Here is a 14,308-nt window from a genome sequence, read left to right as displayed (position 1 = left end):
CGCATCAGCGTCCTGTTCGCCATGCTCCGCGACGGAACCTTCTACCAGCCGAGAAGCCCCCGACTCGCTTGACGAAAGACATAGAGGCACCCCCCGGGACCGGCCGCCCCCCGGGGCCGACCGGCCCCGGGCAGCGGCCGTCCCCCCGGCCAGGAGGACGGCCCGGCCGGACCGGGGCCGACCGGCCCGGCCCCGGAGCGCGCCCCGGCCCGGGACGACGACCCCACATCCCGGCCGCCGCAGCAGGCCGCCTCCCGGCCGGCGGGCCGCTCCCTCACCGCACGGCCGCCGTGCCGCCCACCGCACGCGCCCCGGAGGTGAACCGGACGTGCGCCGCCAGCAGGACGCAGCACACGGTCCCCACCGCGCCGGCCGCACAGACCACCGTGGTGACCGGCCAGAGCTCGGCCGCCGCGCCGGCGAGGGCCATGCCCGCTCCCTGGATCGTCATCAGCCCCGCCGTCTGCACGGTCATCGCGCGTCCGCGCAGCCCCTCGGGGACGGCCCGCACGAACCACTGATCCAGACCGAGGGTGTAGGCGCTCGCGGAACCGGCCAGCGCGAGCGCCGCCAGGACCCAGCCCAGGTGCGGGAGCAGCGGGACGCAGAGCAGGGGCAGGAGCCCGAAGGCGGCCAGGGGCAGGGTGATGCGGGAGCGGGCCGCGGGCGACAGGAACGCCCCGGCGACCACCTCGCCGGCGATGGTCCCCACCGGCAGCGCGCACATCAGCAGCCCCACCCCCACCGTGCCGACACCGATCTCGTCGGCGTACGCCGCGGCCAGCGCCTCGGGGGCCACCACGAACAGGGGCGGCCCCCACGTCAGCAGGACGACGGACCTGGCCCGGCGGTCCCCGAGGACCTGCCGGGCGCCCGACAGCGAGTTCCGCACGAGCGCCCCCTTCCCGGTCCGGGCGGGCCGGCGGCGCGTGCCGAACCGCAGGAGCAGCGCCGAGCCGGCGAAGGTGCCCACGGTCACCGCGAGAGAACCCCGCGGGGAGACCACCGTGAGCAGGACGCCGCCCAGGCCGAACCCGACGAGCAGCGCGCTCTGCGACACGATCCGCAGCAGCGACCGCCCCAGCACGAACAGGTCCCCCTCACCCAGCACGTCGGCGAGCGTCGCGGTCCGGGTGCCGGTGAACACCGGCGCCGTGAGGGCGATCACGCAGCGCATGACCAGCAGGACCGCCACGGGCGTGCCGGGCAGCGCCATCACGCACGCGCACGCCGCGCACACGAGGTCGCACACGACCAGGACCCGCCGCGGCGGACACTGGTCGGCCACACCCGACAGCAGCGTCCCGCCCACCAGGTAGGGCAGGAACCCCAGGGCGAACACCAGCGAACCGAGCAACGGCGACCCGGTCAGCCCGTAGACCAGGACCGTGAGCGCCACCTCGCTGACGACCATGCCGAGGAGGGAAAGACAGTGCGCGGCGAAGACCGTACGGAACTCCCGCACGGCGAAGACGCGCCGGTATCCGGGGGAACCGGCCGACGGACCGCCACCGCCACCGCCACCGCCACCGGTGTCGGTGCCGGCGTCGGTGTGCGGTGCGCGGTCCCGCACGGGGGACGCAGTGGGCTCGTGAGGCATGCGGGCAGCCTGCTCGAGCGCGAGCGCGACCAGTAGAGTTTCGGCACCGGCCGAATCCTCGCCCGCGGCCGCGCCCGGGCACCGGGCGCGCCCCCGGCACCGCCCGGGGCCGCCGGCACCCCGGCCGCGCGCCGGATCCCGAGACCCCGGATCCCGAGACCGTGGAGAACCATCCGTGCCCCTGCGCCTGAGCTTCGGCGAGGACGACCTGCTGCGCTGCCGCTTCGCCGTGTCCCCCCTGTGGGAGACCCAGGAGGCCGTCCGCACCCTGAACCGGCCCGACCGGCACGGGTTCCACCAACCCTGGCTGCGGGAGGTCCGGCACGCCGCACGCGGACTGGACCTGTCCCCCCTGTGGCTGCTGATGCCCCGCCACGGCCACTCCCCGGACTGGCTCAGCCCGCAGCCGCTCGGCCCGGCGACCCTGTTCGACGAGGAGATCGCGCGCGTGCGCGCGGCGGACCCGCGGGCCGCCCACCACGACACGGCGCGCTCCCTGGCCGACTCCCCGGGAGCCGCCGACTCCCCGCTCGGCAGAGCCCTGCTGCGCGACGCGGGACACACGATCACCTGGCTGGCCGGCCTGCTGGAGGAGGCCTGGCGCGTCCTGGTCGAACCGTACTGGCCCAGACTGCGCGCACTGCTGCGGGCGGACGTCGCCTTCCACTCACGGCACCTGGCCGAGACGGGACTGGGCGGCCTGCTGCCCCGGCTCGACGGGCGCATCACCTGGCGGACGGGAACCCTCACGGTACGGGCCGGCACCGAACACGTACGCCACCTCGGCGGCGAGGGCCTGGTCCTGATGCCCAGCGTGTTCTCCTGGCCGGACGTGGTCGGCGGCTTCGAGCCGCCCTGGAAACCGATGCTCGTCTACCCCGCACGGGGCGTCGGCGGCCTGTGGGCGAAACCCTCGGCCCCCGCTCCGCGCACCCTCGCCCGTCTCCTGGGGAGCGGCCGCGCCGCCGTGCTCGGCGCCCTGGACGAACCCGCCGGGACCACCGCCCTGGCCCGCCGCCTCGGACTCGCCGCCTCCTCCGTCTCCGCCCACCTGTCGGTCCTGCGCGACGCCGGCCTGCTGACCTCCCACCGCCACGGCCACGAGGTGCTCTACAGCCGGACCCCCCTGGGAACGGCGCTCGCCGACGGCGGCGACCTGCCCTGACCGTGCCGTGGCCGCGGGGCAGCCCCGGACCGCCGCCGCCCCGCGGCCCGGGACGCGCGGCACCGCCCACCCGGCCCTCGAGGACGCCGCACATGTGCCCCCGCGCACGGGGCCGTCGAGCCTCCCGACGGTCGAACTGCCGTACGGCTGCTGGAGTATGATCCGGGCACCGGCTGGTCCGTGGTGAGGCGAGGCATGAGCCACGCACGGCGAAGCGCGGGCGGCGCGTACTACCGCGAGCCATCGGTCCACGGTGGGCGAGCGCACGGCGGTCGTGCGGCCGGCCAGATCGTTCCAGGAGGAATCCCGCGCGTGCACCCGCTCACCGACGCCGATCCGGACCGGATCGGCCGCTACCGTCTCACCGGCCGCCTCGGAGCGGGCGGCATGGGCACCGTCTACCTCGGCAGCACCCCCGGCGGCCGCCCGGTCGCCGTCAAGGTCATCGGCGGCCAGCTCGCCCACGAGGAAAGGGCCCTGGAACGGTTCCGCCGCGAGGTGGACACCCTGCACACCGTGCGCAGCGCCTACACCGCCTCGGTCATCGACTGCGGCCTGGACACCGCGCCGTACTGGTTCGCCACCGAGTACGTGCCCGGCCCGACCCTGCACGCCGCGGTGTCCGCCTCCGGCGCCCTGCCCGCGCCGCTGTGCCGGAGCCTGCTCGCGGCGCTGGCCGAGGGGCTCTGCGACATCCACGTCCACGGCGTGCTGCACCGCGACGTCAAACCGCAGAACATCATCCTGTCCCCGGTCGGCCCCCAGCTCATCGACTTCGGCATCGCCCGCGAGAGCGGGCAGACCGCGCTGACCCAGGCCGGCCTCACCGCGGGCACACCGGGCTTCACCCCTCCCGAGGCCTTCGACGGCGAGGAGGTCGGCTTCGCCGCCGACGTGTTCGCGCTCGGCGCCACCCTGGCCTTCGCGGCGACGGGCCGGCCGCCGTTCGGGGAGGGCGCCTTCCCCGCGGTCGCCTACCGCACCGTCCACGGCGACATCGATGTCGAAGGGGTCGAGCCGGGGCTCGCCGCGATCATCACCGCCTGCACCGACCGCGACCCGGCCCGGCGGCCGGCCCCCGAACGGATCGTGGAGTTGTGCCAGTCGCACACCTCCCTGGCCAACGACCCCACCTACCAGCGGATCGCCGCCCCCGCCACGACCGCGGAGGGCGCGGTGCGGACCCCGGCCGCGGCGCCCACCGAATTGGACGCCTCCCGGACGGCTCCCGCCGCCCGGCCCCACGAGGCCCCGACCGTCGTGGCCGCGCAGCCCCCGGCCCCGACCCGGGCCTGGCCGGCCGGCGCCGCGGCGGCCCCCGGCCCCTCGGACGGGCCCCCCGGCACGGCACCGGACCTGCCGGCCGCCCCCGCGGCGGGCCGGCGCGGTCCCGGGCGCACCACCGTCCTGGCCGTCACGGCGGTCGCGGGCGCGGGCGCCCTGGCCGCCGCCCTGCTGGTGCTGCAGCCCTGGCAGGGCGAGAAGGAACCGGCCGGGGCGCGCTCCGGCACCGGGGCGAGCGCCACGGCCGCGGGCAAGGCCAAGGGCGACACCGAGGACAAGGGCGCGGGCAAGGGCACGGACAGCACCGCGGACACGGAGCCGGACGCGACACCGGCACCGCAGGCGAGCACCGGTCCGGGCACGGCGGCGGGCGGCGGCGAGGGCACGGGGCAGGACGTCCCCGCGGAGAAGGTGATCGGCGCGCCGATGACCCTGGGACCGGGCGAGGAGGCCGCCGCGGCCCGGATCCGGCTCGTCCTGCAGCCCGACGGCAACCTCGTCGCCTACGACGAGACCGGCCAGGCGCGTTGGGCGACCCGGACGGTGGGCACCGGCGCGCGCGCCGACTTCCAGACCGACGGCAACCTCGTCGTCTACGACGCGCAGAACCAGCCCGTGTGGGCCAGCCGGACGAACGGGCACGGCTCCGCGGTGCTGAAGCTCCAGACCGACGGCAACATCGTCATCCTCGAAGGGGAGACCGTGCTCTGGGCGGCGGGCACGCACCACTGAACCCCCCGCCCCCCGCTCCCTCCCGGCGGCACCGGCCCCCGGGTCCGGTGCCGCCGGGCCGGCGTCGTACGGCGCCTGCGCCCGCACCCGTCCGCTCGCCGGCCCCGGCCGCCCTTGCCCGGGCGAGAGGCGGGACGCCGTCCGGCCCCCGCCTGCCGCCTACAGCTCGAACTGCAGGTGTTCGAGGTCGGTGAGCTCGACCTCGAGGCCGTGGGCGCGGCGGCCGTGGTCGCGGAAGTACACCTCGCCCAGGGCCTCGGCCGCGATCCGGCGCAGCAGGTCCTCGCCGGCACCGGTCTCCCGGGCCTGCAAGAGGCGTGCGGCGTGCCGCGGGGGCAGGGCGAGGGTGAGGTGCCGGACGCGGGCGTCGTCGGTGCTGCCGGGGGCGGCGGTGTAGCCGAACCGGGCGCGAGTGTCGATCATGATGCCGTCGGTGGTGGCCGCGGCCCGCCGGGCCCGGGCGCGGACCTGCGGCTGCCAGCGGGCGCGGACCTCGCGTTCGAGGCGGTCGGCGAGCTCCGGCCGGGGACGCCTGAGCTGGTTCCTCACGTACCGCTCGACGGTGCGCCGGCTGACGCCGAGCAGCTCGGAGACGGGCCCCGTCCGGCCGCCGTGCTGCCTGACGAGGTAGCGCATCCGCGCCCCGGCGGACCTGGGCACGGGCCGCGTGAACGCCCCCTGCACCGCCTTGTCGAGTTCTTCCGCGACCGTGACCATCGCCCCGCGTCCCCCTATTCCCCGGTGTCCTCGGCGCCGACCTCGCCGGTCTTGATGTAGCGGGCGAGGTTGGCGACACGGCCGCCGTCCCCGGCGAGCTGTTCGAGCACGTCCGCACCCCACAGCACGCTCTGCGTGCCTTCGTGCTTGACCATCCCCGGCGACACCCCCAGCCGGAAGGAACCCGGCACGGTCCTGCCGTCCGCGCCGTAGGGCAGGACGTCCAGGGGGCTGGGCCCGTCGGCGGCGTACACGGCGCAGTCGGAGAGGACCGCGACCGGATACTGCCCCGTGGCCGCGGCGAGCGCGACCATCTTGCGGTGCATGTTGATGCGGGCCCGGGAGATGACGGTGGCGCGGATGTCCGGGCGCCAGGTCGGGCGGGCGAGGGCGGGCCAGGCCTGCCCCGGCCTCCAGCCGCCGCCGCGGGCCCTCTCCCGCAGCTTGCCGATGCCGCCCTTGACGGTCATCTTCACCGCGTCCACGACGATCCCCAGCTCCGGATCACGGCTCTTGTAGCCGTCCATCGCGGTCAGGAACTCGGCCGGGGACAGCTTCTCGCCCACGCCGAGGTCGGCCATGGTGGCGACGTAGGCGTCGCGCAGCCGCTTGTACCAGCCGTCCAGGAACCGGCCCGCGTCCCGGCGCACCCAGGCCTCGACGGGCGCGACGTCGTAGCCGAGCTCCACGGCGTAGGCCACGGTCGGGGTGGCGTACCAGGCCGGCCCCGTCGGGCGTTCGCCGGTCGGCGTGAACGGACTGGGCAGCAGCGCGGCGTCGAGGTCGCGCCACTGCTTGCCGACCTTCACCCGGGCCAGGTCGACGTGGGAGAGGTCGACGAGCCAGGAGCCGGGCAGCGCCGCGTCGAAGGCGGGGCCGGTGACGTGCTCGGGCGGCGAGGCCAGACCGACGAGCGCGCCGTTGGCGGCCGCGCCGAACGCCAGGTTCACGTCCAGGCCGACCAGGTAGGGCTGCATGCACTCGGCGTCGGTCAGGTCCCGCGCCCAGTCGTAGGCCTCCTCGTACAGCTTCTCGTCGGGTCCGCGCACGTGGAAGCGGGGCAGGCGGGCGAGAACGGGGTGGCCGTCGGTCGCCTCGCAGGGCGCCGGGTCCATCGGCGCGGTGCCCAGCGAGCCGGGCCGGTGCTCGCGGTGGCGCCGGCCCTCCTCGTCCGGCCCGCTCGCCCGCGTGGGCGGGTTGAGCGCCGTCATCAGATGCAGCCCCGTCACCGCGGTGGAACCCACCGGCGTCACCACCCGGGCCGCGTACACCCCCAGCACCCGGGCGAGCTCCGCGGGCTCCAGCCGTGCGGCGTGTCCCCAGGCGCGGTCGTCCAGGGCGTGCCAGGAGGGGATGCACAGCTGCACGCAGCTGCGGCGGCCGCCCTGGACGGGGCGGTAGATCCGCGCCCACGGCCCCAGCCCCCGCCTGGTGAGCCGCCACTCGGCCCGCTCCAGCTGCCTGACGACCCGGTGCCCCTCCGGGAGCCGCCCGGCATGCCGCTCGGCCTCGGACAGCTCCACCGGCAGCCCGTAGCGTTCGCACGCGGCCCGGGTGAGGACCAGCAGCGGGTCGGCGTCCCTGCCCGAGCCGTGCAGCCTCTCCGCCCCCAGCCGCCCCTCGGCCAGCGTCCACTCCACCAGCGCGGGCAGGGTCGCGGCGGGCACGTCCACGATCAGGCCGCCGACGCCGTGACCGGTCACCTCGCCCCCGGCGCCGGCGTCGAGGACGAGCAGCGGACCGTGCGCGTACGCCCCGCCGACGGCCGGCGCACCCGCCGCGGCGGCCTTCCGCACGCCAGGACGCCGCGAGGCCGGCGCCGGCCCCGCGGCGCGCGCCGGAGGGGGCGCCGCCTCCGGCGCGCCGGAGGAGGACGCCCCGGCCGCGCCCTCAAGCGCTCCGCCGGCGGGCCCGGCCTGCGCCGCGGGCCCCGGACCGTCGAAGGCGTCCTGTGCCGGCGCGCCCGCCGCCGGGGCCTTTGCCGCCGGGGCGTCCGCCGCCGGAGCGCCCTCCTGCGGTACGCCGGTGCTCTCCGGGGCGGGATAGAGCTCGGCGAGCTGCCGCAGCAGGCGCGCGTACGCCTCCCGCTCCGGCGGCCGCGGTTCACTCCTGCCCGCCTCCCAGCCGCCGACGGTCGCCCGCCGCACGCCCAGGGCGGCGGCCACCTCGTCCAGAGTCAGCGCGTGCGCCTGCCGCAGCCGCCTGCGCTCGGCCGGCGGCGGCAGCGGGGACCGGGACGCGATCAGCGCGTCGACCGCGTCGAACAACTCGGACATGGAACACCTCCGCCCGCCAACCTACCCCCGATCGATCCCTTCGCGTACCTATCGCGCACTCATCCCGTACGCGTCGCGCGCATGAGGCGTACGGATGGCCTCCGATGCGGTGGGCGGCGGAGCGGCGGGCGGGGGAGCGGGCGGCGGCCCGGCCGGGACCCCGACCCCCGTACCGGTATAGTAATGACGGTATAGTTATTGGCTGCGAAGGAAGGCGCCCCATGATCGAGATCTTGAACCCCACCCTGCTGACCCGGGCCAGGGACACGGGTGCCCTCGTCGCCGACATCCTGCACGCGCTGAAGAGCCGCACCGTGATCGGCACGAACCTCCTGGACATCGACCGGTGGGCGAAGGCCATGATCGTCGAGGCGGGAGCCACGTCCTGTTACGTCGACTACGCGCCGTCCTTCGGGCGCGGCCCGTTCGGCCACTACATCTGCACGGCCGTCAACGACGCGGTGCTCCACGGACGGCCCTGTGACCGCACGCTCGCCGACGGCGATCTGCTGACGCTCGACCTCGCCGTCTCCCGGGGCGGCGTCGCGGCGGACGCCGCCATCAGCTTCCTCGTGGGCGACGCGAGGCCCCAGGAGAGCCTCGCGCTGATCGACGTCACCGAACGCGCGCTGGCCGCCGGCATCGCCGCCGCCGGTCCCGGGGTCCGCGTCGGCGACGTCTCCCACGCCATCGGCACGGTCCTCGGCGAGGCGGGATACCCGGTCAACACCGAGTTCGGCGGCCACGGCATCGGATCGACGATGCACCAGGACCCGCACATCCCGAACACCGGCCGCCCCGGCCGCGGATACACCTTGCGCCCCGGGCTGCTGCTGGCGCTGGAGCCGTGGGTCATGGCGGACACCGCCCGCCTCGTCACCGACGCCGACGGCTGGACGCTCCGCAGCGCGACGGGCTGCCGGACGGCGCACAGCGAGCACACGATCGCCATCACCGACGACGGAGCCGAGATCCTCACCCTGCCCCGGCGGGCACATCCGTGAGACCCCGGCCCCCGCGTCCCTCTCGCGGACGCCCCGCGGGCCGCGCGGGTGCCCCGGTGCCCGTCGCCGAAGGGACGGGACCACACGGGTCCGCGGGTGTGGCGGGGGGCCGTGGATCGCGTCCGTCGCACGGGGGAGCGGTGCCGGCGGCCGGCGGCGCTCGCGGCAGCGGGCCGGGGCGCCGCGCTCGTCGACGGGTCCGGCGCCGGCGGGACGGGTGAGGACGCCGGTGCGCGGACCGTGCCCCCGGACCACCCTCTCCCACGGCGCGGACCGTGCCCCCGACGGCCCTGACCGCGGCCCCTTTTCCCGGGCGGCCGCCACCGGGCTGCGGCGGCGGCGCGGGAAGCCGCCGGTAGGCTGCGGCGGTGCGCACGGTGGAGCTCCTGCTGGACGAGACGGCGGAACTGGCGGTCCGGGAGGCCTGGAGGCGGCTGGCGGACGCTGGGCTGCCCAGCCAGGCGCGCCACCGCTCACCCACGAACAGCCCGCACCTCACCCTGGCCGCCTGCCCGGAGCTGACCGCCCCGATCCGCTGGGAGCTCGCCGAGGTCGCCGCCGCCCTGCCGCTGCCGGCGCACTTCACCGGTGTGGTCCGTTTCGAGCGGCCCACCTCGGTGCTGGCCTGGGCACTGGACCGCGACGCGGCGCTGACCGCCCTGCATCGCCGGGTGTGGGAGGCGGTGGTCTCCGACAGCCCGCCCGAGACCCTCAACCCCTTCCACGCGCCGGGGCGCTGGAGTCCGCACGTCACCCTCGGCCGGACCCGGCGCCCCGGTGCCTTCGCCGGCCGGCGGGTCCCCGGACTGCTGCCGGCGCCACCGCTGTCGGTCCGGCTCACCACCTTGCGCAGCTACGACACCGAGACCGGCGCCCTGGAGGTGCTGGAGCCACGCTCCTGAGGACGCCGCCCCCGACGGGGAAGCCGCGAGGGGGGAGCCGCGACGGGAACCGGACGCTCGACGGCAGCACCGCGGTGACGTGAGAGCCGGACCCACCGGGGTGACGGCACCACCCGGCACCACCCGCCGCCCGCACGCCGGACGGGCGACACCGAAACGCCCGCCCGCACGGCCCTCACGCCTTGCCGCGGCCGGGCAGGAGAAGGCAGGCCCTCGACGGAGCCCGGCCTCCTGCCGGCGCCCCCGCGACCGGACGGACCCGCGCCGACGGCCGCCGCCCGCGCCCGCCCCGGCCGGTGGCACGGGCCCGGCAGCGCTCCGCCGGGCCCGTGCGCGACCACGCACCTGACCCCCTCTCCGCACCGCCGGGATCTCTTCCGAAGCGATTACTTGGCTAGCCACGTAATCGGTGTTACTTTTATGTGGCTGGCCACAGAAAGTGGTCGGTGCGGCATCCCACCCGAGGAGACACCCGTCATGAAGGCCATCGTTTTCGACACGTTCGGCGGCACCGAGGTCCTGCACGAGGCGCAGATCGACACCCCCCGGCCCGGCCCCGGCCAGGTCCGCGTACGGGTACGGGCCGTCGGCGTCAACCCGGTGGACGGCAAGATCCGCTCCGGCGGCATGGAGGCCATTTTCCCCACCACGCTGCCCGCCGTGCCCGGCGGGGAGATCGCCGGCGTGGTCGACGCCGTCGGCGAGGACGTCGACCACCTGAAGGCGGGGGACGAGGTCCTGGGCTGGTCCGACACCGGCTCCTACGCCCAGTACGCCCTGGCGTCCGCGGCCGTCCTCGCGCCCAAGCCGGCCGGCCTGGACTGGACGCACGCCGCCGCCCTGCCCGTGGCGAGCGACGGCGCCGAACGCGTGCTGGACCTGCTCGGCGTCACCTCGGGCGAGACGCTGCTGATCCACGGAGCGTCCGGCGCGCTCGGCACCATCGCCGTCCAGCTCGCCGTCGCCCGCGGCGCCCGCGTCATCGGCACCGCCGGACCGGCCAACCAGGAGTACGTCACCTCGCTCGGCGCGAGCGCGCTGGTCTACGGGGACCACCTGGTCCAGCGGGTCCGCGAGCTCGCCCCCGACGGGGTGGACGCCGTCCTCGACGCCGCGGGCAAGGGCGCGCTGGAGGACTCCATCACCTTGCGCGGCGGCACCGACCGGATCGTCACCACCGCCGACTTCCGCGCCCGCGAACTCGGCGTCGTCTTCGCCGAGGGCCCGCAGCGCCGCTCCGCCGCGCGGCTGGCCGAGCTGGCCCGGCAGGCCGCCGACGGCACACTGGTGACCACGATCAGCGCCGCCTACCCGCTGGCGGAGGCCGCCAGGGCGCAGCAGGCCAGCGACGCCGGCCACAACCGCGGCAAGATCGTCCTCACCGTCGACTAGCCGGCCGACCGATCACCCCACTCGTGCGACCAGGGAGCAGCCATGTCCGACACCACCTCACCGGAGCCACCGCACACGGCACGCGACGGGCGACTGAGCTACGCCGTCTTCCAGCTCGCCCGCACCCACCGCGGCCACGCCGCCGCCATGCTGCGCGCCCTGAACCTCCACCCGGGACAGGAACTGCTGCTGATGCAGCTCTTCGACCACGACGGCCAGACCCAGACCGAACTGCTGGAGCGCGTCGGCCTCGACCACTCCACCGTCTCCAAGTCGCTGCGCCGCATGCAGGAGGCCGGCCTGCTCACCCGGGAACCCGCCGCCCACGACCGGCGGGTCATGGTGGTCAGCCTCACCGACGCCGGCCGCGCCCTGCGGGAACCCATCGCCGATATGTGGCGCACCCTGGAACAGATCTCCGTACGCGATCTGACCCCCGACCAGGTCGAGACGTTCACCACGTGGGCGTACACCATCGAAAAGTCGGTCAGGGACCACGACCGGCAGGCACCCGCCGAGTGACCAGGGCCGGCCCGCCCGCGAACCGCGGGGCCGGGCGGCCGGCCCGCGACGCTCCCGGCGGCCCGCCTCCGGAGACCGTCCGGCCGCCCTGTGCCGGAGCGCCGCGGAACGGATCACCGGCACCGGGGGCGGCCGGGACGTCCACCACGCCCGTCCCGGCCGCCCCCGGTGCCGCCGGACACGGCGCCCAGGACCTTTTCCCCGGGCCCGTGCCCACTCCTCACGGCCGGGCCCCGTCCCCGACCGCACGAGGCCACCGGTCTTCGCCTCCCCGACCCTGGCCGGACCCTCAGGGGCCCCCGCACGCCGCGCACCGAAAGGGTTGCGGGCGAAGCCGGTGACATCCCTCACGTGCCCGGCCCCCGTCAACGTGCCGCGATAGTACGTGGCACGTGGGCGACATAGGAGGATCTGGCGTACGGAAACAGGCATACGCGGCCCCTCGGCCGGGCCCGCCTGCCGGGGGCACCGGCCTCGGGCCGCCGGGCCGCCCCCGCCGCCCTCCTGACGGAGCGTCAGGTTTCGTCGGCGTCCGGCGCGGCGGCCCGGCACAATCCCGGGCCGGATTCAAGAGCGCTCCCGCCTACTAGGCGAGATAGTGGGAGCCCCCGTTGCCGTGCCCTCACGCGGCTTTTAACAATGACGGCCCCGCAAGGCGTCCCCGCAGGTCAAGCGCAGTGTCTGTGCGAGACCGGGCTGCCGGGGGCGCAAGGAGAGTCGACCGAACGAGGTCCGCATGAGGAACCACCGGAAGCACCGCAGGAAGACGCGCCGCCCCATAGCCGTCGCCGTCCTGGCGATGGGCGCGGTGGCGGTGCCGTCGGCCGCCATGGCGTGCATGGACGACACAGGAGCCGAGGCCGTCACCGCCACGGCCGGCACTCCCTGGACGGACGGGAGGAAGACGTCCTGGGACGGACACCGGGCACGGGACGCCTGGACCGCGAAGCCCACGGCGACGGCCTCGCCCTCGGCCCCGCCGACGACCTCTCCCCGGACCGTGGCGCCCGCCCCGGCGAAGCCCCAGGCACCCGTCTCGAAGACGACCGCCCCGCCCGCCCCGACGAGGACCGCCGCCCCGGAGCCGTCCGCCGCGCACCCCTCGACGACGACCGCCGCCCCGGAGCCCGCCGCCCCCACGGCCCCCGCCACCGGCACGGCGGCCCCCGCGTCCACCGCCGTCACCCGCGTGGTCGCCCTGGTCAACAGCGAGCGAGCCGAGGCCGGCTGCTCCCCGGTCACCCTGAACACCAAGCTCTCGCAGGCCGCCCAGGCCCACAGCGCGGACATGGCGAGCCACACCACCATGTCCCACACCGGTTCCGACGGCTCCGACCCGGGACAGCGGATCACGCGCGCGGGCTACCTCTGGAGCACCTACGGCGAGAACGTCGCCTACGGGTACTCCACGCCCGAGCAGGTCATGGCGGGCTGGATGGCCAGCGCCGGCCACAAGCGCAACATCCTGGACTGCGGCTTCAAGGAGATCGGCGTGGGGCTGGCACAGCCCGGCAACTACTGGACACAGGACTTCGGCACGGCCCGCTGACCCGCACGGGGCCGGCCCGCCGCCACCCCCGCCGCGGCCGCTGCGCTCACTCCGCAGCGGCCGCGACGGGCGTGGGTGCGACGGGCGTGGGTGCGACGGACCGGTCCGGTGGCGGCCGGGCGCCGGCGACGGCACGCCGTGCCGGGGTGTCCTGCCCCGGGGCCCCGGGGCGCACCCGCTTCGGACGGGAGCACCGCTGAAGGCGGCCCGGAGCCGGCGGACCGGCAGGACCGCGCGTCCCCCGACGGTGCGACGCCGCGCGCACCGATGCCCCGCCCACCGGTGCGTCGCGCGGACAACGAGCGCATTTGGCGAGAAGCTGCCGCCGGGACGGCGCGCGGAGCGGACTCGACCTGCCCCGTCCCGCGCCCCGCCCCTCCTCCTCCCGGGATTCCGCCATGGCAGCACCACCCGCGCCACGTGGGGACGACTACCGCTTCGACGACCTGCGCGCGCTCTTCGTCAACTGCACGCTCAAGCCGTCACCTCAGCTCAGCCACACCCAGGGCCTCGTCGACAAGAGCCGCGCGATCATGGACGCGTGCGGGGTGACCACGGACGAGATCCGCGCCGTCGACCATGACATCGCCACCGGCGTCCACCCCGACATGACCGAACACGGACACGCCACGGACGCCTGGCCCGCCCTGTACGAGCGGGTGATGGCCGCGGACATCCTCGTGCTGGCCGGACCCATCTGGCTGGGCGACAACAGCTCGGTCACCAAGCGGGTCGTCGAGCGGCTCTACAGCTGCTCCAGCCTCCTCAACCCCGCCGGGCAGTACGCCTATTACGGACGCGTCGGCGGCTGCCTCATCACCGGTAACGAGGACGGCGCCAAGCACTGCGCCATGAACGTCCTGTACAGCCTCCAGCACCTCGGTTACACCGTCCCGCCGCAGGCCGACGCAGGGTGGATCGGCGCCGTGGGACCGGGGCCGTCCTACCTGGACCCCGGCTCGGGAGGCCCGGAGAACGACTTCACCAACCGCAACACCAGCTTCATGACCTGGAACCTGATGCACCTGGCGGCCCTGCTCAAACGCACCGGGGGCGTCCCCGCCCACGGCAACCAGCGCTCGCAGTGGGACGCGGGCTGCCGACCGGGCATGGACAACCCCGAACACCGCTGAGCAGGACCAGCGGGCCGGGATGCTCGGCGCCG

The 14,308-nt window shown here is 76.0% G+C and carries 11 protein-coding genes; 8 read left to right on the top strand and 3 right to left on the bottom strand.

The window, feature by feature from the left end:
• Window positions 1-274 precede the first annotated feature (274 nt).
• Complete coding sequence (locus ACZ5FU_RS34565) at window positions 275-1,600, bottom strand: MFS transporter (RefSeq protein WP_469047896.1); 1,326 nt, start codon at window positions 1,598-1,600, stop codon at window positions 275-277.
• A gap of 175 nt (window positions 1,601-1,775) precedes the next feature.
• On the opposite strand from ACZ5FU_RS34565, the gene ACZ5FU_RS34560 reads away from it, so the two are divergent.
• The gene (locus ACZ5FU_RS34560; RefSeq protein ID WP_451780343.1) at window positions 1,776-2,765 is read left to right on the top strand and encodes an ArsR/SmtB family transcription factor; all 990 of its coding nucleotides are present in this window, start codon (window positions 1,776-1,778) and stop codon (window positions 2,763-2,765) included.
• Window positions 2,766-3,077: 312 nt separating this feature from the next.
• Window positions 3,078-4,781 (top strand): protein kinase domain-containing protein, encoded by a 1,704-nt coding sequence (locus ACZ5FU_RS34555; RefSeq protein ID WP_469047894.1) that lies wholly within the window; start codon window positions 3,078-3,080, stop codon window positions 4,779-4,781.
• Between the two features lie 159 nt (window positions 4,782-4,940).
• Here the strand turns inward: ACZ5FU_RS34555 and tpg are convergent, their stop codons facing one another.
• On the bottom strand, window positions 4,941-5,498 hold the full coding sequence (tpg, locus tag ACZ5FU_RS34550) for a telomere-protecting terminal protein Tpg (RefSeq protein ID WP_469047892.1): 558 nt from the start codon (window positions 5,496-5,498) through the stop codon (window positions 4,941-4,943).
• A gap of 14 nt (window positions 5,499-5,512) precedes the next feature.
• Window positions 5,513-7,774: a telomere-associated protein Tap gene (gene tap / locus ACZ5FU_RS34545; protein ID WP_469047890.1), complete on the bottom strand. Its 2,262-nt coding sequence runs from the start codon at window positions 7,772-7,774 to the stop codon at window positions 5,513-5,515.
• 221 nt (window positions 7,775-7,995) lie between these two features.
• On the opposite strand from tap, the gene map reads away from it, so the two are divergent.
• From map to ACZ5FU_RS34515, 6 genes are all read left to right on the top strand, one after another.
• On the top strand, window positions 7,996-8,778 hold the full coding sequence (gene map, locus ACZ5FU_RS34540; protein WP_451528133.1) for a type I methionyl aminopeptidase: 783 nt from the start codon (window positions 7,996-7,998) through the stop codon (window positions 8,776-8,778).
• A 368-nt stretch (window positions 8,779-9,146) separates the two neighbouring features.
• Window positions 9,147-9,680 carry a 2'-5' RNA ligase family protein gene (locus ACZ5FU_RS34535; protein WP_451528134.1) on the top strand — a complete coding sequence of 178 codons (534 nt, stop codon included), beginning with the start codon at window positions 9,147-9,149 and terminating at the stop codon, window positions 9,678-9,680.
• Between the two features lie 477 nt (window positions 9,681-10,157).
• Window positions 10,158-11,072 (top strand): NADP-dependent oxidoreductase, encoded by a 915-nt coding sequence (locus ACZ5FU_RS34530; protein WP_469047889.1) that lies wholly within the window; start codon window positions 10,158-10,160, stop codon window positions 11,070-11,072.
• Window positions 11,073-11,114: 42 nt separating this feature from the next.
• Complete coding sequence (locus ACZ5FU_RS34525) at window positions 11,115-11,594, top strand: MarR family winged helix-turn-helix transcriptional regulator (protein ID WP_451528136.1); 480 nt, start codon at window positions 11,115-11,117, stop codon at window positions 11,592-11,594.
• A 736-nt stretch (window positions 11,595-12,330) separates the two neighbouring features.
• Complete coding sequence (locus ACZ5FU_RS34520; RefSeq protein WP_469047887.1) at window positions 12,331-13,143, top strand: CAP domain-containing protein; 813 nt, start codon at window positions 12,331-12,333, stop codon at window positions 13,141-13,143.
• Window positions 13,144-13,541: 398 nt separating this feature from the next.
• Window positions 13,542-14,276 (top strand): flavodoxin family protein, encoded by a 735-nt coding sequence (locus ACZ5FU_RS34515; protein ID WP_451780337.1) that lies wholly within the window; start codon window positions 13,542-13,544, stop codon window positions 14,274-14,276.
• Window positions 14,277-14,308 lie beyond the last annotated feature (32 nt).

The sequence above is a fragment of the Streptomyces sp. NPDC031554 genome (assembly GCF_055580685.1).
Note: the sequence above shows the minus strand (reverse complement) of the source record. Positions and strands in the feature narration are given on the sequence as shown.

Coding starts and splice junctions, on each gene's coding strand:
- ACZ5FU_RS34565 (WP_469047896.1), bottom strand. CDS start 1,600: ATGCCTCACGAGCCCACTGCGTCCCCCGTGCGGGACCGCGCACCGCAC.
- tpg (WP_469047892.1), bottom strand. CDS start 5,498: ATGGTCACGGTCGCGGAAGAACTCGACAAGGCGGTGCAGGGGGCGTTC.
- tap (WP_469047890.1), bottom strand. CDS start 7,774: ATGTCCGAGTTGTTCGACGCGGTCGACGCGCTGATCGCGTCCCGGTCC.
- map (WP_451528133.1), top strand. CDS start 7,996: ATGATCGAGATCTTGAACCCCACCCTGCTGACCCGGGCCAGGGACACG.
- ACZ5FU_RS34530 (WP_469047889.1), top strand. CDS start 10,158: ATGAAGGCCATCGTTTTCGACACGTTCGGCGGCACCGAGGTCCTGCAC.
- ACZ5FU_RS34525 (WP_451528136.1), top strand. CDS start 11,115: ATGTCCGACACCACCTCACCGGAGCCACCGCACACGGCACGCGACGGG.
- ACZ5FU_RS34520 (WP_469047887.1), top strand. CDS start 12,331: ATGAGGAACCACCGGAAGCACCGCAGGAAGACGCGCCGCCCCATAGCC.
- ACZ5FU_RS34515 (WP_451780337.1), top strand. CDS start 13,542: ATGGCAGCACCACCCGCGCCACGTGGGGACGACTACCGCTTCGACGAC.